The sequence below is a fragment of the Sphingobacterium puteale genome (genome assembly GCF_050986225.1).
Classification (GTDB): Bacteria; Bacteroidota; Bacteroidia; order Sphingobacteriales; family Sphingobacteriaceae; genus Sphingobacterium; species Sphingobacterium puteale.
Genome location: NZ_CP158959.1, coordinates 3,041,864 through 3,065,475, shown reverse-complemented (window position 1 = coordinate 3,065,475; position 23,612 = coordinate 3,041,864). Strand labels below are relative to the sequence as shown.

Sequence of the window (23,612 nt, the reverse complement as noted above, 5' to 3'; positions counted from 1 at the left end):
TATGGGGATTTATTCTGTTTTTAACTTCAAATTAGAAATGGCATCTTTTGGCTGAACGAAACTATAGTTGATTTTTTCATCCTCTTTCACTTTCTGTATCCCATCCAGTAAGAATTTGTCGTCTTTTTGAAGTCCACTTGCAACCACATAAAGATCAGGTAGGGAATTACCTATGTTAATGTGGCGGGCTTTTAGCTTGCCGTCTTTGTCCACAACATAAACGTATTTACGATCCTGCAATTCATAGGTTGCTTTTTGCGGTATAATTAATGCCTGCTTCAATGGGAAATTCATCACGACCTTTCCGCTTTCACCGTGTTTCAGTAAACGGTTGGGGTTTGGGAAGCGAGCTCTAAACGCAATATTACCTGTTTCACTGTCAAATTCACTCTCGATGGTTTCTACCACGCCATGCGCCGGAAGCAATTCATTATTGGCAAGCAACAATCCGACATGGGTATCCCCCCGTTTACTGACATTCGTTTGATAATTAAGATACTCTGGTTCCGAAACATTGAAGTATACAAGCATCTGGCTATTGTCAGAAAGGCTCGTCAACAGCTCCCCTTCATCCACCAGACTTCCTAATTTCAATGGAATTCGGTCAATTGTACCATCGAATGGTGCTCTGATCTCTGTAAAAGAAAGGTGCAGTTTAGCAATAGCTGCAGCGGCTTTAGCCTGTTCCAATTTAGCTTTGGCCATGGCAAGTTCATTCGGGGACACCACATTTTTATCCGCTAGACTCTTGGTATTCTGTACTTCGATCTCGGCAACATTCACTTCAGCCATGGATTTTCTAAACTCTGCTTCATACATTTTGGGCATAATGCGGAACAGCAGTTGTCCTTTGTGTACAAATTGTCCTTCGTCCACAAAAATTTGTTCCAGATATCCTTTTTCCTGTGCACGTAATTCAATATTACGGAAAGACTTAATCTGGGATACAAAATCTTTACGGATAGTTGTATCCATTTGTACCGGAGAAGTCACATTAAATTTTTCTTTCTCTTCTTTTTCTTCCTTTTTGGAAGTACACCCAATTTGGCATAATACGATAGCCAAATTAACGAGCATAAATACTCTTTTCATTTGTAAGCGTCTAATTAAAAATAAGTTTGATTGTTTGTTTGATATGGGAATTGAAACAACCTATCCTAAGCTTGTTGTAAGATGCAAAAACGGTAAAATCATTAACGGAGAAATGAAAATCCGATTGATACAGAAATAAAAAAGAATAAGGCTAAGCTATTTCGGAGGATTGGCCATTAAATTCTCCAGTTTTGCTGGAAGATATACCTTTGGGGATATAAATAAGCAACAAAATTGCAAAAAGGGATTTTCTTTGCAAACCGAAACACAAAAATGAAAAATACGACTGCACAAAGCAATAATGCGACAAAATCAGAGGCTGTCTGAAGATCTTTGGTTAATTGGAAATTCTCACTGTTAAATTCTTCAATGACGGGATTTTCATCGTGTACGCTTCCTGCAATAAGGGGATCAATGCGGGAAGTTAGCGAAGTAATCTTGTCCTTTAAATTTGCCTCATTATGCTGATACATGAAACTGATCGCAGGACGGTCGGACTCGTTTAGCACAGCATGGCTATTACCGCTCCTAATTAATAGGAAGACTATAAAACATAGAATTGTAATAACCGCTTTCATTTGTGAGCAAATATACTAGCGCAGAAATAATTTTAATAAGGTTTAACACAATTTAACAAAATGATTACACCGCCGATCTTACTCAAAAAAGTGAAAGCTGTTTTCCTGTTTCATCAGGAGGTTTTGCGCGAGCAAAGACTGTCCGGCCATTATATCTCCAGGAATTTCTGCGTTCTTCCTCTATTATCTGCTGAATATCAAACTGAGGCATAAAATTATGTTCTGCTTCCAGAACGATCTGATGGAGCTTATTCATCGATTTTAATTTATCCCTATTGCCCAGCTTTGACTTTTCAATACCTTTTTGTAAGATCTGAATACTTTGATCATAAATATCTAGAGGAACAGGAAAGGGATGTCCATCCTTTCCACCATGCGCAAAAGAGAAGCGTGCGGGATCATTAAATCGCGCAGGAGCTCCATGGATCACTTCGCTGACAAGTGCCAGCGATTGTAAGGTGCGGGGTCCCATGCCTTTTAATAACAAAAGATCCTCAAAATTTTTAGGCTGATTTTCCCGTGCAACATATAACATCGCTCCTAACCTTTTGAGATCAACATCCGGAACCCTAACGTCATGATGAGAAGGCATCATCAATCTTTTAAAGTCTACTAAGACATCTGAAGAATCTTCATTGAAGAGCGTCATGATACCTGTCCTATTGGGAGCTGCTCCAGATGCCGTTAAATTTAAAATTATTCCTTGGGGACAACCGTTTATACCTGTATGCGGCTCCTCGACGAAGGAACGGACGTTCTCCGAATGCCAATGGTAACGACGGGCAGTTCCATCATGATCGTGCATACCCTGTTGTACCACAGCCCAATGACCGTTCTTAGCGACAATAAAATTATGCAGATACAACTGATAACCGTCTTGTATCGCCGTTTTATCTACTTTTGCGACCAACTTGCTTGTCCGAACCAAGCTATTACCATCCAAACCAGTTTTGTCCGCGAGGTAAAGTAGTTCTTGTGGTGTATCTTTGGAGAATTTACCTTTACCGCCGCATATATAGAGACCAAATGCGTGCGCGCAGGGATTAACGGCGCGTTTTAAAGCCCCCATAACCGACGTGGTAATACCTGATGAATGCCAGTCCATACCCAGTACCGCACCAAAGCTCTGGAACCAAAACGGATCTGCCAATCGTCTGAGCACCTCATCCTGCCCATAGTCCATCAGGATCACCTCTACAATGGACTTGCCCAATGCGCTCATCCGCTCATAGAGCCAGGCAGGCACCTTTCCATAGTGCAGTGGCAAGTCTGCCGTCCCTGAATGCTTCATAAATAAAACTAAATTTATTAGCACAAAGATAACTTTTTTTGTTTAGCAAACGATATTTTCAAAAAAATAGCACAAAAATTAGAACACTTCTTTTGCGCTATATTCAGTGGGAGCTGTCAGTCAATACCTACGACCTAAAAAAGCTCACAACATACAGAATAAATAATAAAAAAATGGCTGGATAATTGGGCAATATCCAGCCATTTTCTATTTCAATATTGAATGTGTAACTCCCATTCAAATTTAACGATTTACTTTCCAGTGAAAGCTGATAATAATCCAGCACGGAAAGACGGATCTTTTTCAGAAAATTCAATAGAATGTTTATAGGTATCCACATTAAAAAACAATTCCGCCGGTTCTGCTTTTTTATTTTCTAAAAAGAGTTTAAAGCTATATGCAGTTTTCTTTGATAAATCAACATTCATTTTATTGGATGAGAAAACATTGGGCAGTACTACGTCTTTTGTAAAGCCATCGCTGGTTGGCATTTGAAACAATTCACCCAAAGCTTTGACTAGATTATTGGATTGCGTTCCTAGACTAGTGATTTTAATTTTCCCTTTTGTAAATCCTACGTCGTCACTTGGTTGCCCATCAATAATACCAGCAGGTATAAAATCAATGATTTCAAATTTAGCACCGACCGTATCTTTGTTAAAAAGTGATTTAGTCGTATAAATACGACTCGAATCTGTCTTTACTTCATCGGTGATACGCAAAAAGAAATTCTTTTTTTCAGGTCCGGGAGTGCCGTTCGTAAATTTTTCGATGCGCACCCGCTCAATGGTGTTTGCCGTTGCAGTATCACTTCCATCGTTTTTCTTCTGATTAGAATTTCCACAAGCAGCCAACATCAGCGTAGCTGTTGCGAGAATGGCTATAGATTGAATTTTGTACATGGTGATTTGTTTATTATCAGTAATCATTGAAATATTGCTCTTATAATATTACTATTATTACTGATAACAAACAACCATTGGCAATGTTTTTATTTTATTTCAATAAAGCATCGTATAAAATTTCAACAGGATGGAACGATTTTCTGCCGGCACCATCTTTAATCTGATGCCGGCATGAGGTACCCGCTGCTGCGATTAAAGTTGTGGTATCTGTTTTGCGTACAGCGGGCAATAAAACCAATTCCGCCACTTTCATCGAAACGTCATAATGTTCGGCCTCATAACCAAAGGAACCCGCCATACCACAGCAGCCCGATGGAATGATTTCAACGGAGTAATTTAACGGGAAAGACAATACTTGCTGGGTAACGCCCACCAAATGAAAAGCCTTTTGGTAGCAATGTCCGTGCAATTTAATTTTTCTGTCACCAGCAGTAAACTGTTCCCGAAGAATACGACCTGCCTCAATTTCCGCCAAAAGAAACTCGTCAATCATAAGTGCATTTTTTGCTACCCGAAGGGCATCACTACGCAGATTTTCATCAACTAAGCTTAGGTATTCGTCTCTGAATGTAATTATTCCCGATGGTTCAATACCTAACAGCGGGGTGTCATCTGTGATCAGGTCCTTTAGAAAACTGATGTTCTGGTTAGCAATTTTTTTTGCTTCTTTGACAAATCCTTTGGAAAGAAAAGTCCGCCCACTTTGCACATGTTTTGGAATAACCACCTCGTAACCCAAGGTCGTTAACAGTTTATAGGCCGTGATACCGATCTCAGCATCATTGTATTCTGTAAACTCATCAGAGAACAGATAGACACGGCGTTTAGCCCGTGGCACGATCTTTTGCTTCCTGACCCATTGGCTTAATGTCGTTCCGTTAACTGTAGGAAGTGAACGCTTTGCAGCAAATCCGACCGTTTTTTTAACCAAACCGGACAGGAAATCGTTCTTCACGACAAAATTGTAAAGTGGAGCGACCAGCGAACCCAGTTTTTGAGAGTCGGTAAAATTAGCAATCAGTTTCGTTCGGAAGCCAGCGCCGTGTTCATCGTAATAGTGCTGTAAAAATTCTGCTTTCATTTTAGCGACGTCCACACTTGAAGGGCATTCTGTTTTACAGCCTTTGCAGCTCAAACATAGATCCATAACTTCCTTGATTTCCTCATGATCAAAGCGGTTTTTCTTTGTGGAATTGGTCAAAAATTGACGTAGCATATTTGCTCTGGCCCGTGTTGTATCCTTCTCATCACGGGTCGCCATAAAAGAAGGACACATGGTGCCACCGGTAATTTCCGTTTTTCGACAATCCCCCGATCCAGAGCATTTTTCCGCCAAACGGAGAATGGATTCATCTTTAGAAAAATCGAAATATGTTTTTATAGCCGTCCTATTCTTGTCGTTATCGTAGCGCAGATGGGCATCCATTGGAGGCGTGTTAACAATTTTATTGGCATTAAAAATCCCCAATGGATCGAAAATGACCTTGACTTCTTCCAAAAGCTTATAGACCTTTTGACCAAGTACCTTGCCTATAAACTCACCTCTTAAGCGCCCATCACCATGTTCTCCGCTTAATGATCCATTGTACTTTAAAACGAGGTCACTTGTTTTTTCCAGTATGGAGCGGAAAGTACGTTTACCTTCGTCTGTTTTCAGATTTACAAAGGGTTCAATATGCAATTCACCTGCTCCGGCATGCGCGTAGTAAGACGCATGTACACCTTCCTCAATCAATAATTTTTGAATGTCACTGACATATTCGGGCAGATCTTCCGGAGAAACAGCACAGTCTTCGATTAAATTTACAGGCTGACTGTCCCCAGGAAGATTACGGATAAGACCGAGCCCAGCTTTTCTGACATCCCAGACTAGGTTTGTCTGCTCAATTCCAGTAATATAAGGATAAGCATAGCCCAAGCCCCTTTCCATCAGCTCGGCCTTTAAAGCCATGGCTTTAGCCGCGGTCTCAGCCTCCGTATCGCCTCTAAATTCAACGATTAACAATGCCTGCGGATCGCCTTCTATAAAAAAACGATTATACTTATAAGTTGGATGTCCAACCGTAAAATCCAGAATATACTTATCTACCAGCTCCGAAGCCTCAGGTCTATGGTTTAATGCGATTACATTGCCACGCATACATTCGACCATATCGGAAAAATGAACACACAATAAGCCTAATTCTTTAGGCGGTAAATCCATCAAGCGTAGCTTCGCCTCCGTGACAATTGCTAGGGTACCCTCAGAGCCGGCCAAAAGATTACACATATTAAATGGCTGACTCCGATCACTTAGCACATCCAGCGCATAACCTGTATTTCGACGGGTTATCGAACGCTTGGGATAACCGGTCTCAATATCTGCCAGATTTTGAGGATCGGTCAACAAGTTATTCATGTGGCGATAGATATCCCCCTCGCGATCTGTCTGTAACAGTTTTTTAAAGTAGCTTTCCTCGTCTAGTGAAGCAAAGCTTACCTCGGATTTATCATCTAAAAGCACATTTGCAGCAATCAGGTTATGACGCGTATCACCCCAGACAATAGAATGAAGACCGGAAGAATTATTACCGATCATTCCTCCCACCATGGCCCGGCTGGCGGTAGAGGTTTCGGGACCAAACATCAACCCAAATGGTTTAAGGTAGTTGTTCAGATCATCACGAATGACACCCGGCTCCACACGCACCCATTTCTCTTCCGCATTCAATTCGAGGATGCGGTTAAAATGACGGGACATATCCATGATGATACCATTTCCGACGACTTGTCCTGCCAACGATGTGCCAGCCGTACGCGGAATTAAAGTGGTCCGGTTTTTCCCCGCAAAATCAATCAGATTCTTTACATCATTTATATCAGATGGAATAGCCACTGCCAACGGCTTTTCCTGGTATACCGAAGCGTCCGTGGAATAGGCAAGCAACATGGTTTGGTGTGATGCTTCCTCTGTATAGTACAACTCCCCTTTCAGTTGAGTTGCCAATAAGGCTAATTGATTCTGATCTTTCACTGAATTTGCTTTTTTAAATGTAGAAGACAAATTTAGTTAAATTTCTCCTTTGGAAAAAGGAACAATTGCAAGAAACATACAATTCTTTCAGACAAAACGCACAAAAACGCATACACAAAATGCAACAAACCTGAATTTTATTTCGCGCCTTCATCATTTGCTCGTATTTTTGTAATAGCAACACGATTTAATGAATTAACATCTCTTTGTTATATGCGTAATCTTATCCTTCGATACACATTACATTCAGATTTTATTATATATACAATACGGGTACTGAGCGGGTTTTTACTGGGCTATATCCTATTTATATCCTTTCCGGAATACTCTGTTTCCTGGACCCTTATTTCAATTATCCTGGTCATATCCCCACAGGAAAATGAATCAAAAAAAATTGCTATCGATCGTGCTAAATCAAATTTTATCGGCTCAGCTATCGGACTTAGCCTGTACTTCGTCCCTATCCCGCAACTTTATGCGATGATTATTGGTATACTTGCTTCATTGGCTATTTGTAAGGCGCTGAATATTATGGCTGTGGCGCGCACCTCCATGGTCGCGCTGATTATCGTCTATTTACATGAGCAAGAAAGCCGCTCCTATTTTGCTGCACTAGACCGCTTTGGCTGTGTGTGCGTAGGGTGTTTGATTGGATTGGGCGTCATTCTATCTACCAGAAATATAATTATTAAATTAAGAAATCGGTATAATTGTTGAATGCAGCAGACTACAGCATCTTCGCAATTCCTTTTTACCCAATAAATTAGATCCAACTCCAGCAATACCCTCCACTTTATATCGAATAAAATTCACGACAAAAACCTTAACAGCAGAATATTATTCTTAATTAACATAAAAATTTTGAATATTCTACATTTCTCCTTACCTTTGCAGTCGAAATGACAAAAGTAGAATATAATTTAGATCAAGTAGATTACAAAATCCTTCGTTTGATGCAGGATAACGGGCGTATCAATAATGCTGATATCGCTAGGGAATTAGGTATGGCTCCTTCGGCAATACTGGAGCGTGTTAAAAAGCTTGAACAAAAAGATGTGATCTTAAAATACAGCGCCAAAATCAATCCTGCTGCTGTCGATCAGAAACTTTTATCATTTATTTTCATCAAAGCGAATGACATTATCGGTGAACAGCGCGTTGGTCTAGCCCTTGCTGAAATCCCAGAAGTACAGGAAGTGCACGACATAGCTGGAGATGATGGTTATCTTATCAAAGTAAGAACCGCTGATTCGACAGGTTTAGTGGATTTAATGCGCAATACGTTAAGTAAAGTAGAAGGAATAATTTCCACGCGTACCACAATCGTACTTCAGACGGTAAAAGAAGATCAACAGGTTGTTATACCTGAATAACAGAAAGGAGGTTTCATTATGTTACAAGGACACAAAAAAGCTGCAAGCCCACTGATGGTTGTAGTTGCTTATTTTATAATTTACGTGGTATGGGGGTCAACCTTCTTTTTTATAGAAAAAGCCTTGCATAGCTTTCCACCATTTATATTAGGATCATTTCGATTTGTTACCGCAAGTGCAATCCTGATGAGCTATTGCGCGATAAAAGGTTACAAATTATTTAATAAACGTTCCATATTAGAAGCTTCCTTTGTCGGATTTCTCCTCTTGTTCGTCGATATGGCCGGAGTCATCTGGGCGGAGCAATATGTATCCGGTGGAGTGGCAGCGATAATCGCCGCAGCAGCAGCCATCTGGTTTATCTTACTTGACAAACCTAAATGGAAGGAGAATTTTAGCAGTATCACTACTGTAGCCGGGGTTGTGCTCGGATTCGTTGGAGTCGTTATGCTATTCGCCGAACAGATTATGGCATCCAACGACAATGCAAATGGAAATTTGAAAATCATTGCTTTATGCATTTTGGTATTGGGCTCCATTGCCTGGACAGTAGGTTCTTTAGCATCTAAATATTTCAAAAAGACAGAAGTGCAAGAAAAAGAAGACTTACATGTTATGGTCAAAACAGCCTGGCAGATGGTCACTGCAGGCGTTCTTTTTAATATCACGGCACTTTTTACGGGCGAGTATGCATCATTTGAATTAAGCAGCGTCGCCCCTGTAGACTGGTTCAATTTAGGCTATTTGATCACATTTGGTTCTATCCTCGCATTTAGCTCTTACATTTGGCTTTTACAGGTGCGTCCGGCAATGGAAGTAAGTACTTATGCCTATGTAAATCCGATCATTGCGTTAATATTAAGTCATTTTTTCACGTCACATGCCGTAACCTCCCTACAGATTGTAGGTTTGGCCGTGATTTTGTTCTCCGTTTTACTGATGAATTGGAAAGCTTACCGCATCAAATTATCAGCTAAAAATAAAAACAAAAAGATCCTTCAAGGAAACACATTGGATACATTGGCGAAAAACAATGACCGTCAAACTCCCATAGATGATCTCCCGGAAGCAGAATTGGTTCACTAGGTTGTTATTTTTCTAATTATATGATAAAGCTTAACGTAGATTTATGTTAAGCTTTTATTGTTTTTATGTTTTTGGCAAAATTAGCGTATCAGGAATAAGATTTCTTCGTATTTAATTGGCTAACTTTGCTCCAATATTTGGTTTAAACTAACTATAATGAATATATCAAAGCAAATTGCCTTTATTGGTAGTCTTGGAGTCGCTTCGCTTTTGATGGTCGCCGGTTGCTCAAAGCAACTCCACCCTACACAGAAGGACTTCCAGCAATATCATATTAATAAGGACGTACAAGCAGATCCTACTGTCGTTTCCATCTATGAGCCGTTCAAGCAAAAGATGGAAGCTGAAATGAGCCGCGTTATCGGACACGCGGACAAGGCCCTCACGAAAGAGAAAACTCCAGAAACCTTAATGGGAAATTTTTTCTGTGAAGCGTTATTATGGATGAGTGCACATTATGCCCATAATCCCGCAGATCTGGCCTTTGCAACCAAAGGGGGAATCCGTAACGATCTCAAGGCAGGAGATATCACCGTAGGGCATATTTTTGAAGTAATGCCATTTGAAAATACATTGACGATTATCGAACTAAAAGGCAGCCAAATACGTCAGCTTGCAGATTATATCGCCACCACACATGGCCAGCCCATTGCAGGCATGACCTTAACTATAACAGGCAATAAGGTACAGGACATCAAAATTAAAGGACTGCCCATCGATGACAACAAATTATACAAACTGGTCACCTATGATTACCTTGCCAATGGTGGTGATAATCTCGTGTTATTAACGCAATCGGTCTCCAGAACCAACTATCCCCAACGGATGCGTGAAGGTTTGATAGCGTATGTAAGTGAATTAACAAAAGCAGGTAAACAAGTAAATGCGGATTTAGATGGAAGAATTAAAATCAATTAATCGGAGAACGTTTATCAAGCAAGCCGGTGGATTTTCCGCTGCACTTGCTTTGGGTTCATTACCTTTTCAGGCGGCAGCAGAAAGTAAAAAGATCAAATTGACCATTTTACATACGAACGACGTGCATAGCCGTATTGAACCCTTTCCAATGGACGGTGGTAAGTATCAGGGACTGGGGGGTGTGGCTCGCCGCAGTACTTTGATCAATAAAATCCGTAAGGAAGAAAAGAACCTCCTGTTGCTGGATGCCGGCGACATGTTTCAAGGGACACCGTATTTTAACCTTTTTGGAGGTAAATTGGAATTGGACCTCATGACGAAATTGGGATATGATGCCGGGACTTTTGGTAATCATGAGTTTGACAATGGTCTGAACGGGCTTGTCAAATATCTGGATCACGCCAAATTCCCTTTTCTGACCGCCAACTACGATTTTAAAGGCACCGTGCTCGAAGGAAAGACACAAGATTATACCATTTTCCATAAAGGCGGTATTAAAATAGGTGTATTTGGACTTGGTGTTGATATCGAAGGTCTGGTAGATCCTAATAATTATAAGGGTATGAGCTATCTGGATCCGATTGAAATCGCGAATAAAATTGTTAAAATCCTTAAGGAAAAACATAATTGCGATCTTATAATCTGTCTTTCACACCTAGGATATCAATATGAGAACGATAAGGTTTCAGATCTGGTACTTGCCTCCAAAACATCAGATATTGATCTGATCATCGGCGGTCATACTCATACTTTTTTAAACGAACCGACCTTAGTCACAAATTTAAAAGGAACGCAGACAGTGATCAACCAAGTGGGGTTTGCAGGCATTAATCTCGGCCGAATTGATTTCATTATGGAACCCGGTTCAGGTAAAAAACAGATGATAGCAAGTACCTATCAGGTTAACCCGTCAATCGAAGAGTCACTATTGGCATAAACGTTATCAATTTATAATAGATGCCAAATTGACCAATATCAATTTGGCATTTTTTTATCAAAATGAGTTATCGCTTTTATAAGCCCGGGTGCTCCTCCTATTGGAATGACAACAAAGCGCTTATAAAAATCAACACCGTCTAAAAAGCAAATTATTTGCATGAAAAAAATTATATCCATATACCTGGATTCTTTTAAAGGCCTTTCGCAGGCAGCCTGGCTTTTGGCCATTGTTATGTTGATCAATAGAATGGGTAGCATGGTCATCCCGTTCCTGGGACTTTACATGACGCAGGTACTTCATTTTGATATTAAGCAAGTCGGAATTGTCCTGATGAGCTACGGTATAGGTTCCGTATGTGGCTCCTATATCGGCGGATGGCTGACAGATCGGATCGGCAGTTTTAAGGTACAATTCGGGAGCCTGGTATTGGCTTCCCCCTTATTTTTATTAATCCCCTATTTTAAAGAAGTTCCGTCCCTGTCCGTCATGATCTTTACACTAAGTCTGATTTTTGATGCCTTTAGGCCGGCGAACTCTGTTTCAGTGGCCAGCTATGCAAAGCCCGAAAATATAACCCGTGCCTTTTCACTAAATAGACTGGCTATCAACCTAGGCTTTTCAATTGGTCCCGCCGTTGCCGGTTTCCTCGCCACAATTTCGTTTAACTGGATTTTCTACGGAAACTCCTTTGCCGTGCTATGTGCAGCAGTAATTTTCTTTATCTTCTTTAACAAAAGACAAAAAAGAACGGATGTTAAAGCAAAAAAAGACGCTTTGCTACACAGCGAAGTAGCAAACCAAAGCCGCAACCCTTATACGGATGTTCCCTTTGTGCTGTTTAATATCTTCTGCTGTATTTTTTCATTTTGTTTTTTCCAGTTAATTACAACCTTGCCGATATTCTATCGTGAGGTCCATCACTTGGATGACCATCAGATCGGATTCCTCTTGGGTTGGAGTGGTTTTGTGATTGTTTTACTGGAGATGTTTGTTGTTCATGTCGCCGAAAAGAGGTTTTCACTGATCAGCACCTTGGTGTTCGGTACATTTCTATGCGCCAGTTCGTATGCCATGCTGAATTATATGGGCGGACTTGGCTGGTTATATTTCACCTTCTTTATTTTTGGCCTCGGTGAGATGCTGACATTGCCATTTATGGCTACTGTATCCGTGAACCGCTCTACCCCAAAAACACAAGGCGCATATATGGGCTTCAATTCATTAGCTTTTTCCGCGGCAAATATTTTTTCGCCACTGCTCGGGACATCTATTGTTGACTCCTTTGGTTTCACTACACTATGGTGGGCAACAGCGCTGACACTTTCCTTCACGGGACTTGGCTTCTACCTTGTTCTAAAATGGATGCGATAAACAGCAAGGGGGAATTTCAAATGAAATTCCCCCTTGCTGTTTATCAATAAGATCCATAGATTTTTCCTACCAGATCTTAATACGTTTGTCCATCGGGACAAACATCTTGTCACCCTCTTTCGTTTCCCACGCTGCATGGAACGCATCTAAATTGATAATCGGCGCAAAAGCCCGATATTGCGCAGGAGAATGTGGATCTGTTTTCACCTGATTCACAACAAACTCATCGGTTGTTTTTGTTCTCCAAATAGTAGCCCAAGAAAGAAAAAAACGCTGATTTTGTGTAAATCCATCGATCAGACCGGGATTTCCTTTATCTTTTAAATAAAGTTGCAGTGCATCAAAGGCAACAGAGGAGCCGCCCAAATCACCAATATTCTCACCTAAGGTGAAACGGCCATTCACAAAAACTCCGGGAACTGGTTCATAGGCTTCAAATTGTTTCACCAAGGCATCTGCAGCTGCTTCAAATTTAGCCTTGTCGCCATCCGTCCACCAGTTATTCAAATTTCCGTTTCCATCATATTTTGCTCCCTGGTCATCAAAACCGTGCGATAGTTCATGCCCTATGACGGCACCGATACCTCCAAAATTAACGGCTGCATCCGCTTTGTAATCATAGAAAGGAGGCTGAAGAATTGCGGCCGGGAATACAATTTCGTTAAACAGCGAACTATAATAGGCATTGACTGTCTGTGGTGTCATGCCCCATTCAGATTTATCAACTGGTTTGTCCTGTTTCGCAAGGTTCTCGTAAAAAGACCACTTGCTGGATGATAGGACATTCTCGTAAAGCGAAGTACTAACATCAAGTTTGCTATAATCTTTCCATTTATCCGGATAACCGATCTTCACTTTAAACTTCGACAGTTTTTCAAGCGCCTTTACTTTTGTGTCTGCGGACATCCATGTTAAACCATTGATATGTTGGCCAAATGCTTTTACAAGGTAGCTTACCAGTTCTTCAGCGTCAGCTTTCGCCTGTGGCGGAAAATTCTCTTTCACATAAAGCTTTCCCAAAAGTTCTCCGGCAATAGAATTCACGAACTCTACCCCCCGTTTATCCAGCGCACGTTGCTCCTTCTGCCCTTTCAGCTTACGCCCCCAGAAATCAAAGGAAAGGTCATTTAATTCTTTCGTTGTATATGATGCAGCAGTATTTAACACATGAAATGTTAAGATATCCTTAATGACCGGAAGATTCGCAGGATTGAAGATCTTATCTAAATTTTCATAGTACTTCAGTTCAGGTACAATAACGGTATCCGCTTTAAATCCAATTTCGTTTAGATATTTAGCAATATCGACATTTTTTACCATCTTCTTTAAATCCGCAACTGCCACCGGATTATATCGGCCGTTTGCGTCTCGCGACTGTTCGACAGTTTTTAGGTTAGCAGCCAATTCTTTTTCAAAAGCGACAATTTTAGGCCCTTTAAGATCTCTCGTGCGTTGACCTGACTTAGCATAAAGTGCTGAAATATAATTTGAATAGTCCTTTAAGGTCTCTTCATTTTTTTGATCTTTTACCTGATAATAAGAGCGGCCTAAACCCAAACTTCCCCCACCCAGGTAAACCGTATTGACATTCGAATTTTTGAGATGTCCATAGACATATCCACCAAAGAAAGGATTGCCTCCTATGGGTGCAACCTCTACCAGATATTTATAAAGATCATCAAAATTCTTTATCGCATTGATTTTTGTCAAATAGGGCTGAACAGGCGCCAAGCCAAGTTTGTCGCGTGTTTTCATGTCTACAAAAGATCTGTACAGATCCCCGATCTTCTGATTATCAGTCCCTTTTGGAAACTGGCCAGATAACGACTCTTGCAACACTTTCAGCGTGGCAATATCCGTATTCTCACGTAACTCATCAAAAGATCCCCAACGTGCTTTATCGGATGGTATCTTTACAGTTTTCATCCACTGACCATTTACAAAATTGTAGAAATCATCTTGCGGACGAACGGCTTTATCCATGTAGTCTACATTAATCGCATTATTTTGGGCATGACCGGCCAAAGAACCGCATGCCAGCAAAGCAGCTAACAGTATACTTCTCTTCATATGATATTTTAGTTTGTTCTCTATCACACAAACTTAAGAAAAGTTTTGCTATTGTTTGTAATACAGAACATAGTTTTGCAGACAACTAAAATAATATACATTGCATTATGTCTGCGTCTTGTTTCCCGTCGATTTACGGAGAAGAAGGAAGAAAATAATCAGAAACAGCGCCACACCGCCCAGCCAAATCCATGGATTGGCATACCATAAGGTGCCGTTTGCCTCTCTAAGTTTTTGATTTTCCTCAATGGGCACGTCCGCATATAACGCAACAAAGGAAGATAGCAGACAAAATAGTACAGACATTCTTTTCATACGACCAACTTTATATAGATAGAATCCCGCGTCGACGTATTTTGTTTGCTTAGGATAAAATTTGTGTTCAGTCCTTCTGTCTGATCTCGCCCAGGTGAACGACATCTTTTAAATCAAAAGGTGTCTCCTGGTAAACGAAATAGTTAAGCCAATTATTGAATAATAGATTCGCATGACTCGTCCATCGTACCAAAGGTTGATTGTCCGGATTGTCATCACGATAATAGTTCGCTGGCATACGTATGGTCTGGCCTTTTTCTAAATCTCTTTTATATTCTTCATCCAATGTAAACGGTGCGTACTCGGAATGACCGGTCAGATAAAACTCACGTCCGCCACGAGAAGATGCGATTGCAATGCCCGCCTCGGGAGATTCGGAAAGAATTTCTACGCCGCTTTTAGTAAGCAAATCTTCCTTCTCAATAGTGGTATGGCGACTATGCGGAATAAAAAACTCATCATCAAATCCACGAAATAATGGATGTCTTTTGTCTAGTGCTGTATGTTTGAATACGCCAAAAAGTTTTTCTCCCAAAGGTTTTTTCTCAACCTCATAGAAATGGTATAACGCCGCCTGTGAGGCCCAACAGATGTATAAGCTCGACGTTACATGCGTTCTCGCCCAGTCAAAGATTGTCTGGATCTCATTCCAATAAGTCACCTCTTCGAATCGAACCATTTCCACAGGTGCTCCCGTGATGATCATACCGTCGTAAAAGTTCTCTTTCACTTCACTCAGGCTTTTATAAAACATCTCCAGGTGTTCCTCAGGTGTATTTTTGGACACATGCGTTTCCAGTCGAAGAAACTCCATCTCCACTTGCAAAGGATTATTGGAAAGTAAACGAATAAAATCGGTCTCCGTTGTGATCTTAAGCGGCATCAGATTAAGGACCAATACACGTAATGGTCTAATATCCTGCTCATTTGCTCTCAGGTCACTCATGACAAAGATATTCTCCTTTTTTAAAAGTTCTATCGCAGGAAGGTTATTAGGAAGTTTGACTGGCATATATAAATTCTCCTTATACAATTAGCATGCAAAATTAGCAAGAAAATGGCAGAATAATAAATGAATCCGCAAATTTAAGTTTGCACCGAATGAGCAGATTCCATTACCTTCCAACTTATTCTTCACTTAATTGTTTTAAGGCCTTTCTAAACTTCATTGATCCGAAGTTCATCCCGCCAACATGCTTGTTGACCAATTTGCCCGCTTTATCCAGGATAATGGTGGTCGGTATACTTGTCGTACTCCATTCTTTTGGCAATGCCGAATTCAGTTGATAGACCGGAAGATTATACTTCCGCTTTTTTAGAAACTTTGCTGAAGATTTCAGATTACCGTCAACGTCAACGGACAAAAAAACGATTTTGCTATTCCCCTGAAAATCCTTATACAGTTTGTCCAGAGAAGGCATTTCCGACAGACAGGGTGGGCACCATGTCGCCCAAAGATTGATCAGGACAACCTTGCCTTTGAGCTGATTTAACGAAACAACATTTCCTTTGCTGTCTTTAAAGCTAACCTCCCCATTCTTGTTTAACAGGACTGCTTTTTCCTTTTGTTCTCCGGTATCTGCATAACTGAACGCTGTGTGGGCAAATGGTATAGAAAGCAATAAGCTAGCGGCAATCAATCTGAATGTATTTTTTATTTCCATCTTGTTTTCTCCAATAAAAGGACATTAACTTAAACGTCTGATCTGGCAAATGATTGTACCTTTCGTACAAAACAAACTAATATCAACGTTCTCCAACGCAACGACAGATCCGGCTGATCCGAGTTATTCCTGATCCGAACGGCTGCTTTTGTGCAGTCAACAACTGAAAGAAATGATATGTCTAAAAGTTATTACAAACAAATTTACGGATATGGTTATTATATAGTATATAATAAGTAAATCAATATGAGCAAGGAAAAATCAATTCAGGAAATCGAAATCGATGGAAGAGTGTATCAGTATAGCTCCCTAAGGGATCTACCAGAAGGTAATATTGAGCACCTCCCATTCAGTATCCGAATTCTTCTGGAAAATGTATTACGTAATCATGATGGATTTAGTATAACGGATGAACATGTCAGCACATTGATCGGCTGGTCTCCACAACCCGTTGATAAAGATATTCCATTTAAGCCGGCACGTATTCTGATGCAGGATTTTACGGGCGTTCCTGCTGTTGTGGACATGGCTTCCTTAAGGGCTGAATTTATTCGACATGGCAAGGATGGACAGAAGATCAATCCGGCAATTCCGGTTGATCTGGTGATTGACCATTCAGTGCAGGTGGATTATTTTGGAACAGAATACTCCTACGACAAAAATGTCGAATTGGAATATGAGCGCAACCAAGAGCGTTATGAGCTTTTAAAATGGGCGCAAAAAGGTTTAAAAAATTTCACTGTCGTGCCGCCGGGAATGGGCATCTGTCATCAGGTAAACTTAGAATACCTTGCCAAGGGTGTAATAGCCCGAGATAATTGGCTTTTTCCGGACACCTTGGTGGGCACCGATTCACATACACCAATGGTGAATGGTATAGGTGTTTTGGGCTGGGGTGTGGGTGGCATTGAAGCTGAAGCCGCTATGCTGGGACAACCCATCTTCTTCACCTGTCCGGAGGTAATCGGACTCAAACTTACAGGCAAAATTCCGGATATCTGTACCGCAACTGATATGGTTCTTTCGATTACAAAAATCTTACGCGATAAGGGAGTTGTCGGAAAATTTGTTGAAGTCTTCGGAGAAGGATTGGATACTCTATCAGTGACAGACCGCGCCACCATATCCAATATGTCGCCCGAATTTGGCTGTACAGTCACCTATTTTCCAATCGATGACCGTACGCTGGAATATATGCACAGTACCAATCGAACTGAACAGGAAATTAAAATTGTCGAAGAATACTGTAAGCGCAATTTGCTCTGGCGCACGGGAAAGGAACAGATCTCCTACTCTTCGGTAGTGGAATTTGACCTCAACACACTAGAACCGACAGTCTCAGGCCCCAAGCGCCCACAGGATAAGATTTTGGTCAAGGATTTAAACCATAAGTTTTCACAACTTTTAGATAGCGAACACCATAGGCAATATATTCCTATGCCACAGCGTTCGGAATCAGCCTGGCTGGCAGATGGTGGGTCGGGGACCGAATTTACTTTTGGGAAAGTTCCGGTTGAACATGCTTCTCCCCATGAAGTTATTTCAGAGTCCATACATGCCGTACGCATCAAACACAATCACAAGGAGTATATCGTCAGCGATGGCAGTATTGCTATTGCCGCGATAACCAGTTGTACCAATACCTCTAATCCGACTGTGATGATCGGTGCGGGTCTATTGGCCAGAAATGCGATCGAACGCGGTTTGCGCACAAAATCCTGGGTGAAGACCTCACTGGCCCCGGGTTCAAAAGTAGTAACCCAATACCTGGAAAGATCAGGCCTGAATGCAGATCTTGATGCGCTAAGATTTCACACTGTAGGTTATGGTTGCACTTCCTGTATTGGAAACTCTGGACCACTCCCACCCCAAATTGCTGAAGCAGTAGAGAAAGGAGAATTGATTGTTGCATCGGTACTGTCAGGAAATAGAAACTTTGAAGCACGCGTACATCCTCAGGTAAAAATGAACTTTTTGATGTCTCCAATGTTGGTTGTTGCCTATGCCCTTGTAGGTCGAGTGGATATCAATCTAATGGAAGAACCATTGGACTATGATCCAAATGGCCAACCGGTTTATTTAAAAGATATCTGGCCAAGCCGCGAAGAAATTACCAAAACAGTTAACGAATGCGTTAAACAATCTGATTTTCAGGAAGTATATGACGTTATTTTCGACGGATCTACGGACTGGCAAGACCTGGAAGTCAACCTTGACCAGAATTATCAATGGGACCATAACTCAACCTATATCAAAGAATCCCCTTTTTTTGAAAACTTACAGGCAGTTCCACAGCCCATCGAGGACATCAAAAATGCCCGAGTATTGCTTTATTTAGGAGACTCTGTTACAACCGACCATATATCGCCGGCAGGTTCTTTTAAGGAAGATACCGCAGCCGGAAAATACCTAAAAGCCCATCAGGTGAATAGAGAAGATTTCAACTCTTATGGTTCTAGACGTGGTAATCATGAAGTGATGATGCGTGGAACCTTTGCCAACGTGCGCATTAAAAACAAAATTACCGATCAGGAAGGTGGTTTCAGCCGGTATTTCCCAACAAATGAAGTAAAAACAGTCTATGATACTGCAATGGAATATCGAAAAACCAATACGCCGCTGATCGTTTTGGCCGGAAAAGAATACGGTTCAGGATCTTCCCGGGATTGGGCAGCCAAAGGCACATTTCTCCTTGGTGTACGGGCGGTAATTGCCGAAAGCTTTGAACGTATACATCGAAGCAATCTGGTGGGTATGGGGGTAGCACCGCTTGTTTTTATCAATGGAGAGAATGCGGAAAAGCTGGGACTTGACGGTACTGAAACCTATACCATCACTGGCCTGGCGAATGAGTTAATACCGCATAAACTTTTAGATGTAAAAGCTGTTCACGAAAATGGGAAAACAATCACGTTTCAGGTCAGAGCAAGACTGGATTCGGCTATCGAAATCGAATACTTTAAAAATGACGGTATTTTACAGTATGTATTAAGGCAATATTTAAAAAACAATTAATTTACTGCCTTATTGATCAACACCAAATTTGCAAATACAACGGGGCACGATATATCGCGCCCCTTTCACAACCTATATAAAAACCTACCAGAGTTCTTTTTAGACAACTATTTCCCGCCAACACACAAGGAAGTTTGGCGACTTGCCAAAGTTACATCCGATAACAAGAGATTTTTCTCCCTGAAGTCAGCCATTTTTTGGCCTCGGGACAATGTAAGGGATTAAATCGATTATACTTCCATTATCAATGATAAAAAATGTATTTTCGTCTGCGGTCAATCGCAATATTTACGTACAGACAAATCATGGAAGAACTGGTAGAGCAGACTATTTCGAATGTAAACTTCAACAAAGAATTACAGCAAATTACAGAATTTTATAAATGCACATTTGAGTATTGCGATTTCCAAAACGCCGCAATGGTTGATCTGATATTTACAAATTGTGAATTTAAATCCTGTAATTTATCCAATATAAAATTAAAAGGAACTCAATTGGATCATGTCATTTTTCAGGACTGCAAGATGTTAGGTATTCAGTTCAACGAATGTAGTTCCTTCTCTTTTCATATCCAAATGAAGAATACCATACTGGATTACGCTTCTTTTTTTGAACGTAATATGAAGAAATTCAAATTTGAACAGTGCTCATTGCAACATGTTGATTTTGAAAAAGCCAACCTCCAACAGGCCATCTTCAAAGATTGTAACTTCCTGAACGCCAGATTTCACCAATGCAATCTGGAAGGCTGTGACTTTAGGACTTCGGTCCATATCCAAATGGATCCCGAAACCAATCGGATGAAAAAGAGTAAATTCGAACCGGAGCAACTACCGGGTTTATTGGCAAAATATCAATTATTGATTGACTGAGGGGAATTTTTGACATTGCACACGGCGAAGATTGTTAATCAACAATCGGCTAAATAACGGATTTCAGGGATAAAAGCATTTATCCTAAATCATCATATTTGCCTATCAATTTTAGGTAGATGAACCTATCATGCGCTTACAATGGCAAAAATATCTTACCATACAAGCTCATGACCGTTTCCTCACCGCTAAAAGCAAATTATTCTGATGAAAAAAACATTCTTATCATTCGCAGCTTTGATGGCTGCCAGCACAGTATCTCTCGCACAGATCAATAAAGCGTTTAAAATAGATTATGCCATTGTGGTTACAAACGCTAACAGCGGTACCGAGCAGGAAGCTCCGGTCTCCTTGTATGAGGCTTATGTCAGTAATGACAAGATAAAAGTGGTCTCCTCAGCGGATGGACAGGAATCTATTTTTCTGGCTAAAAAGAATGAAGATAAATCGACCATACTCTATCCGTCCTTATCGAAATACATCGTACACGAAGATGACGCAACTTCCTTCTCGATCAAATTAGTTCCGGGCCAAACTAAAAATATCGCTGGTTACCCTTGCAAGTTAGCACAGATCGAACTTCCGAATATAGAAGATATCGAGGGCAATAGCACCTTATCCATCTGGTATAGTGAGAAACTTCCTGTGATCTATTGGGAGAGTTTTGATATTTTCAAAAAGATTCCCGGTGGCGTTTTACAGGTAACCACACCACTGGGTGTAGACATTGTGGCACAAAGTGTAGCGAACAGCCAACTGAATGACAACGATTTTATCGTTCCTGAAGGTTATGATCAGGTAGATTCCATCTACGGCGAAGAACAGGAGGGTGAAGAAAACAATCAAATGGCCGAAAACCTTTACTTATTTGAGGATAGTACTTCCGGTCTTATGGGGTTACAGGATGATGCGCAACAAATCGTCGTGCCAGCACAGTATCATTACATCACACCATTTGTCGGTGAGGTAAGTGTTGTCCAGTTTAAAAATGAGAAATATGGTGCAATCAATCTTACGGGGAAAACCGTGATCCCTTTTCAATACGATTATTTAAGCTATGACGATAATTCGGAGCAATTTCTTTTTGGAACAAATGAAAAATATGGTATACTAGACAAGGCAGGTAAAGTTCTTATCCCGGCCAATTATGATATGATTTCATTTATCAATGGTGGTTACGCTGTTTTTCAGCAAAATGAAAAATACGGAATCCTAAATCAGGCCGGAAAAATCGTTGTACCGGCAAGCTATAGCTTCATCTCGGAGAACAATGGCACACATTTTATTTCTGTCGAAAATGACAAATACAGCTTGGTTGACATAAAAACAAATAAGATCTTAACGCCAGCCTATGATTTTATTTCAATAACCGAAGAACCGAATCTTTTCCTTTCCAGCAAAGATGGTAAATACGGTTATTTAAACGGTCAGGGGAAAATCGCCATTCCTTTTATCTACAGCGGCGCAACTTCCTTCAGCGATGGGTTGGCATCGGTCACAAAAGAAGGGTCAGATGACGTGATCTTAATCAATACAAAAGGTGAAGAAGTTGAATTGGACGCTGCTGCTGAGGCTGCCACGGAAGAGAGCTAATTCATATATAATTTTTCTAAAAATAAGAGTCCGTGTCTTATGCATGTTTAGTACGTGTACGAGTTGGATCCGTATCTGCTATACCCCTGCTTCGGCCCATATAGGTGGTAAGAGCAGGATTCACCGCTGTTGATTAGACCATGAGTCCGTGTTTAACTCGGACTCAACACGGACTCATGTCAGACTCATGTCGCTCTCATAGTGAAGCAGAGGCGACCATGTCCCGACCGAGTCCTATCTGTAGCACGTAGAGTTGCCGAGCAATACCATGTTGAGCCATCTATCGGTTTATCCAAAGAAAGGGGCCGTATCATAAACGAAATTCCCATTTGCAAATCAGAATTAAATTTGGGAGGATACCTTTAATTACAGAAATCATAAAAAAGGGTCAAATCTCTGATGAGGTTTGACCCTTTTTCGCTGAATCTAACAAATTGTCGAAATTTTAGATGGTATCGATATTGTAAAATTAACTTTTGATACAGTCCCTTTCTTATTTTTAGAAGCTATTTTTCAGTAATTATGTCGTGCTTACGGTTTTCTTTTTACCAAGAATTTTCTTGCCTATTGTGAAAAGTAGCACTGCAATGATGCCGCCCCCAAGTCCAAACAAAAGTTCCTTGACTATACCCGGGAAATCCGGCAAAGCGTGATGTAGGAAATCAATATAATGGTTAAAAATACCGCCTGAGACCAGGATTAAAGCAATGGTACCGACCACAGCTAGCAATTTGATGATAAAAGGAAGTGCTAACACCAGTAGTCTACCTAAGCTGGCTAACGGCCCTTTTTCGTTCGCGCTTTTGATCAACTTATATCCAGCATCATCCATCCGAACAATTAATGCGACGATACCATACACACCTACCGTAGCAAGAAGAGCAACTACACAAACAGTAATAATCTGCAAAGTCAGACCTTTATCCAATACTGTTCCCAAGGCGATGATAACGATCTCCACAGAAAGGATAAAATCTGTTGTGATTGCCGCCTTGATCTTCGACTTTTCGGCTTCCATATCATTCTCTGCGATAACCTCTTCGGTCTTTGTTTCACCTTCATGCTGTTTCCGATGAAATAAATATTCAATAATCTTTTCAACCCCTTCGAAAGCCAGATAAAATCCGCCTAAAATCAAAATGTATTTAATAGCGATCGGAAAAAAAACGTTCAACAACAAAGCTATAGGGACGATAATCAGTTTATTGATGAGTGACCCTTTGGTAATCGCCCATAGGACAGGCAATTCCCTGGATGCTAAAAAACCTGTCGCTTTTTCCGCATTCACGGCCAAATCATCACCCAAGATTCCTGCTGTTTTTTTTGTCGCTATCTTGCTAGCAACCGCAACATCATCCATTAAAGCTGCAATATCATCTAAGATTGCAAATATTCCTGAAGCCATATTTTATTTAAAATTTGAACGTAAAAATATAAATTTAATTCAATTCGTAAATAAGTAATTTAACGGGATTGCCATAATCGCCTATAAACAGATCTATTTAATTGTGTATTT

Annotated in this window: 19 protein-coding genes; 9 read left to right on the top strand and 10 right to left on the bottom strand. The window is 40.7% G+C overall.

The window, feature by feature from the left end:
* Nucleotides 1-9: 9 nt before the first annotated feature.
* The 5 genes from ABTV71_RS12860 to ABTV71_RS12840 all read right to left on the bottom strand — a co-directional run bounded on the left by ABTV71_RS12860 (nt 10) and on the right by ABTV71_RS12840 (nt 6,879).
* The gene (locus ABTV71_RS12860; protein ID WP_433903426.1) at nt 10-1,092 is read right to left on the bottom strand and encodes an efflux RND transporter periplasmic adaptor subunit; all 1,083 of its coding nucleotides are present in this window, start codon (nt 1,090-1,092) and stop codon (nt 10-12) included.
* A 176-nt stretch (nt 1,093-1,268) separates the two neighbouring features.
* Nucleotides 1,269-1,670: a hypothetical protein gene (locus ABTV71_RS12855; protein ID WP_108631788.1), complete on the bottom strand. Its 402-nt coding sequence runs from the start codon at nt 1,668-1,670 to the stop codon at nt 1,269-1,271.
* Between the two features lie 82 nt (nt 1,671-1,752).
* A complete protein-coding gene (locus tag ABTV71_RS12850; protein ID WP_433903425.1) occupies nt 1,753-2,961 on the bottom strand; it encodes a DUF763 domain-containing protein in 1,209 nt (402 codons plus the stop codon).
* A gap of 251 nt (nt 2,962-3,212) precedes the next feature.
* Nucleotides 3,213-3,863 (bottom strand): hypothetical protein, encoded by a 651-nt coding sequence (locus ABTV71_RS12845; protein WP_433903424.1) that lies wholly within the window; start codon nt 3,861-3,863, stop codon nt 3,213-3,215.
* A 94-nt stretch (nt 3,864-3,957) separates the two neighbouring features.
* Nucleotides 3,958-6,879: an FAD-binding and (Fe-S)-binding domain-containing protein gene (locus ABTV71_RS12840; RefSeq protein WP_245971340.1), complete on the bottom strand. Its 2,922-nt coding sequence runs from the start codon at nt 6,877-6,879 to the stop codon at nt 3,958-3,960.
* Between the two features lie 213 nt (nt 6,880-7,092).
* Here ABTV71_RS12840 and ABTV71_RS12835 point away from each other — a divergent pair, with 213 nt between their 5' ends.
* The 6 genes from ABTV71_RS12835 to ABTV71_RS12810 all read left to right on the top strand — a co-directional run bounded on the left by ABTV71_RS12835 (nt 7,093) and on the right by ABTV71_RS12810 (nt 12,567).
* A complete protein-coding gene (locus tag ABTV71_RS12835; protein WP_121124692.1) occupies nt 7,093-7,596 on the top strand; it encodes an FUSC family protein in 504 nt (167 codons plus the stop codon).
* Nucleotides 7,597-7,778: 182 nt separating this feature from the next.
* On the top strand, nt 7,779-8,252 hold the full coding sequence (locus tag ABTV71_RS12830; RefSeq protein ID WP_104381980.1) for an Lrp/AsnC family transcriptional regulator: 474 nt from the start codon (nt 7,779-7,781) through the stop codon (nt 8,250-8,252).
* Nucleotides 8,253-8,270: 18 nt separating this feature from the next.
* Nucleotides 8,271-9,338 carry an EamA family transporter gene (locus tag ABTV71_RS12825; RefSeq protein WP_433903423.1) on the top strand — a complete coding sequence of 356 codons (1,068 nt, stop codon included), beginning with the start codon at nt 8,271-8,273 and terminating at the stop codon, nt 9,336-9,338.
* Nucleotides 9,339-9,494: 156 nt separating this feature from the next.
* Complete coding sequence (locus ABTV71_RS12820; protein ID WP_433903422.1) at nt 9,495-10,256, top strand: 5'-nucleotidase C-terminal domain-containing protein; 762 nt, start codon at nt 9,495-9,497, stop codon at nt 10,254-10,256.
* Nucleotides 10,234-11,193, top strand: a complete 960-nt coding sequence (locus ABTV71_RS12815; RefSeq protein WP_433903421.1) for a bifunctional metallophosphatase/5'-nucleotidase — start codon at nt 10,234-10,236, stop codon at nt 11,191-11,193. Before ABTV71_RS12820 ends, ABTV71_RS12815 begins: the two co-directional genes overlap by 23 nt.
* Nucleotides 11,194-11,352: 159 nt before the next feature.
* Entirely contained in the window at nt 11,353-12,567 is a 1,215-nt protein-coding gene (locus ABTV71_RS12810; protein WP_121124689.1) for an MFS transporter, read from the top strand.
* A 66-nt stretch (nt 12,568-12,633) separates the two neighbouring features.
* On the opposite strand, the gene ABTV71_RS12805 is transcribed toward ABTV71_RS12810, so the two are convergent.
* The 4 genes from ABTV71_RS12805 to ABTV71_RS12790 all read right to left on the bottom strand — a co-directional run bounded on the left by ABTV71_RS12805 (nt 12,634) and on the right by ABTV71_RS12790 (nt 16,616).
* Nucleotides 12,634-14,637, bottom strand: a complete 2,004-nt coding sequence (locus ABTV71_RS12805) for a M13 family metallopeptidase (protein ID WP_433903420.1) — start codon at nt 14,635-14,637, stop codon at nt 12,634-12,636.
* A gap of 105 nt (nt 14,638-14,742) precedes the next feature.
* A complete protein-coding gene (locus ABTV71_RS12800; protein WP_433903419.1) occupies nt 14,743-14,952 on the bottom strand; it encodes a hypothetical protein in 210 nt (69 codons plus the stop codon).
* A 67-nt stretch (nt 14,953-15,019) separates the two neighbouring features.
* Nucleotides 15,020-15,964, bottom strand: coding sequence for a homoserine O-acetyltransferase MetA (metA, locus tag ABTV71_RS12795; RefSeq protein WP_121124686.1), 945 nt, complete (start codon nt 15,962-15,964; stop codon nt 15,020-15,022).
* A 115-nt stretch (nt 15,965-16,079) separates the two neighbouring features.
* A complete protein-coding gene (locus ABTV71_RS12790; protein WP_433903418.1) occupies nt 16,080-16,616 on the bottom strand; it encodes a TlpA family protein disulfide reductase in 537 nt (178 codons plus the stop codon).
* Between the two features lie 246 nt (nt 16,617-16,862).
* Between ABTV71_RS12790 and acnA the strand changes: the two genes are divergently transcribed.
* The 3 genes from acnA (at nt 16,863) to ABTV71_RS12775 (ending at nt 22,096) form a co-directional block, all read left to right on the top strand.
* Entirely contained in the window at nt 16,863-19,631 is a 2,769-nt protein-coding gene (gene acnA / locus ABTV71_RS12785) for an aconitate hydratase AcnA (protein WP_433903417.1), read from the top strand.
* Between the two features lie 305 nt (nt 19,632-19,936).
* Entirely contained in the window at nt 19,937-20,503 is a 567-nt protein-coding gene (locus ABTV71_RS12780; protein ID WP_183078695.1) for a pentapeptide repeat-containing protein, read from the top strand.
* Between the two features lie 207 nt (nt 20,504-20,710).
* Nucleotides 20,711-22,096 carry a WG repeat-containing protein gene (locus ABTV71_RS12775; RefSeq protein ID WP_433903416.1) on the top strand — a complete coding sequence of 462 codons (1,386 nt, stop codon included), beginning with the start codon at nt 20,711-20,713 and terminating at the stop codon, nt 22,094-22,096.
* A gap of 520 nt (nt 22,097-22,616) precedes the next feature.
* Here ABTV71_RS12775 and ABTV71_RS12770 read toward each other — a convergent pair.
* Complete coding sequence (locus tag ABTV71_RS12770; protein ID WP_121124681.1) at nt 22,617-23,501, bottom strand: DUF808 domain-containing protein; 885 nt, start codon at nt 23,499-23,501, stop codon at nt 22,617-22,619.
* Nucleotides 23,502-23,612: the final 111 nt, after the last annotated feature.

Coding starts and splice junctions, on each gene's coding strand:
- ABTV71_RS12815 (WP_433903421.1), top strand. CDS start 10,234: ATGGAAGAATTAAAATCAATTAATCGGAGAACGTTTATCAAGCAAGCC.
- ABTV71_RS12780 (WP_183078695.1), top strand. CDS start 19,937: ATGGAAGAACTGGTAGAGCAGACTATTTCGAATGTAAACTTCAACAAA.
- ABTV71_RS12825 (WP_433903423.1), top strand. CDS start 8,271: ATGTTACAAGGACACAAAAAAGCTGCAAGCCCACTGATGGTTGTAGTT.
- ABTV71_RS12770 (WP_121124681.1), bottom strand. CDS start 23,501: ATGGCTTCAGGAATATTTGCAATCTTAGATGATATTGCAGCTTTAATG.
- ABTV71_RS12850 (WP_433903425.1), bottom strand. CDS start 2,961: ATGAAGCATTCAGGGACGGCAGACTTGCCACTGCACTATGGAAAGGTG.
- ABTV71_RS12845 (WP_433903424.1), bottom strand. CDS start 3,863: ATGTACAAAATTCAATCTATAGCCATTCTCGCAACAGCTACGCTGATG.
- ABTV71_RS12805 (WP_433903420.1), bottom strand. CDS start 14,637: ATGAAGAGAAGTATACTGTTAGCTGCTTTGCTGGCATGCGGTTCTTTG.
- ABTV71_RS12820 (WP_433903422.1), top strand. CDS start 9,495: ATGAATATATCAAAGCAAATTGCCTTTATTGGTAGTCTTGGAGTCGCT.
- ABTV71_RS12855 (WP_108631788.1), bottom strand. CDS start 1,670: ATGAAAGCGGTTATTACAATTCTATGTTTTATAGTCTTCCTATTAATT.
- ABTV71_RS12830 (WP_104381980.1), top strand. CDS start 7,779: ATGACAAAAGTAGAATATAATTTAGATCAAGTAGATTACAAAATCCTT.
- acnA (WP_433903417.1), top strand. CDS start 16,863: ATGAGCAAGGAAAAATCAATTCAGGAAATCGAAATCGATGGAAGAGTG.
- metA (WP_121124686.1), bottom strand. CDS start 15,964: ATGCCAGTCAAACTTCCTAATAACCTTCCTGCGATAGAACTTTTAAAA.
- ABTV71_RS12835 (WP_121124692.1), top strand. CDS start 7,093: ATGCGTAATCTTATCCTTCGATACACATTACATTCAGATTTTATTATA.
- ABTV71_RS12860 (WP_433903426.1), bottom strand. CDS start 1,092: ATGAAAAGAGTATTTATGCTCGTTAATTTGGCTATCGTATTATGCCAA.
- ABTV71_RS12800 (WP_433903419.1), bottom strand. CDS start 14,952: ATGAAAAGAATGTCTGTACTATTTTGTCTGCTATCTTCCTTTGTTGCG.
- ABTV71_RS12810 (WP_121124689.1), top strand. CDS start 11,353: ATGAAAAAAATTATATCCATATACCTGGATTCTTTTAAAGGCCTTTCG.
- ABTV71_RS12790 (WP_433903418.1), bottom strand. CDS start 16,616: ATGGAAATAAAAAATACATTCAGATTGATTGCCGCTAGCTTATTGCTT.
- ABTV71_RS12775 (WP_433903416.1), top strand. CDS start 20,711: ATGAAAAAAACATTCTTATCATTCGCAGCTTTGATGGCTGCCAGCACA.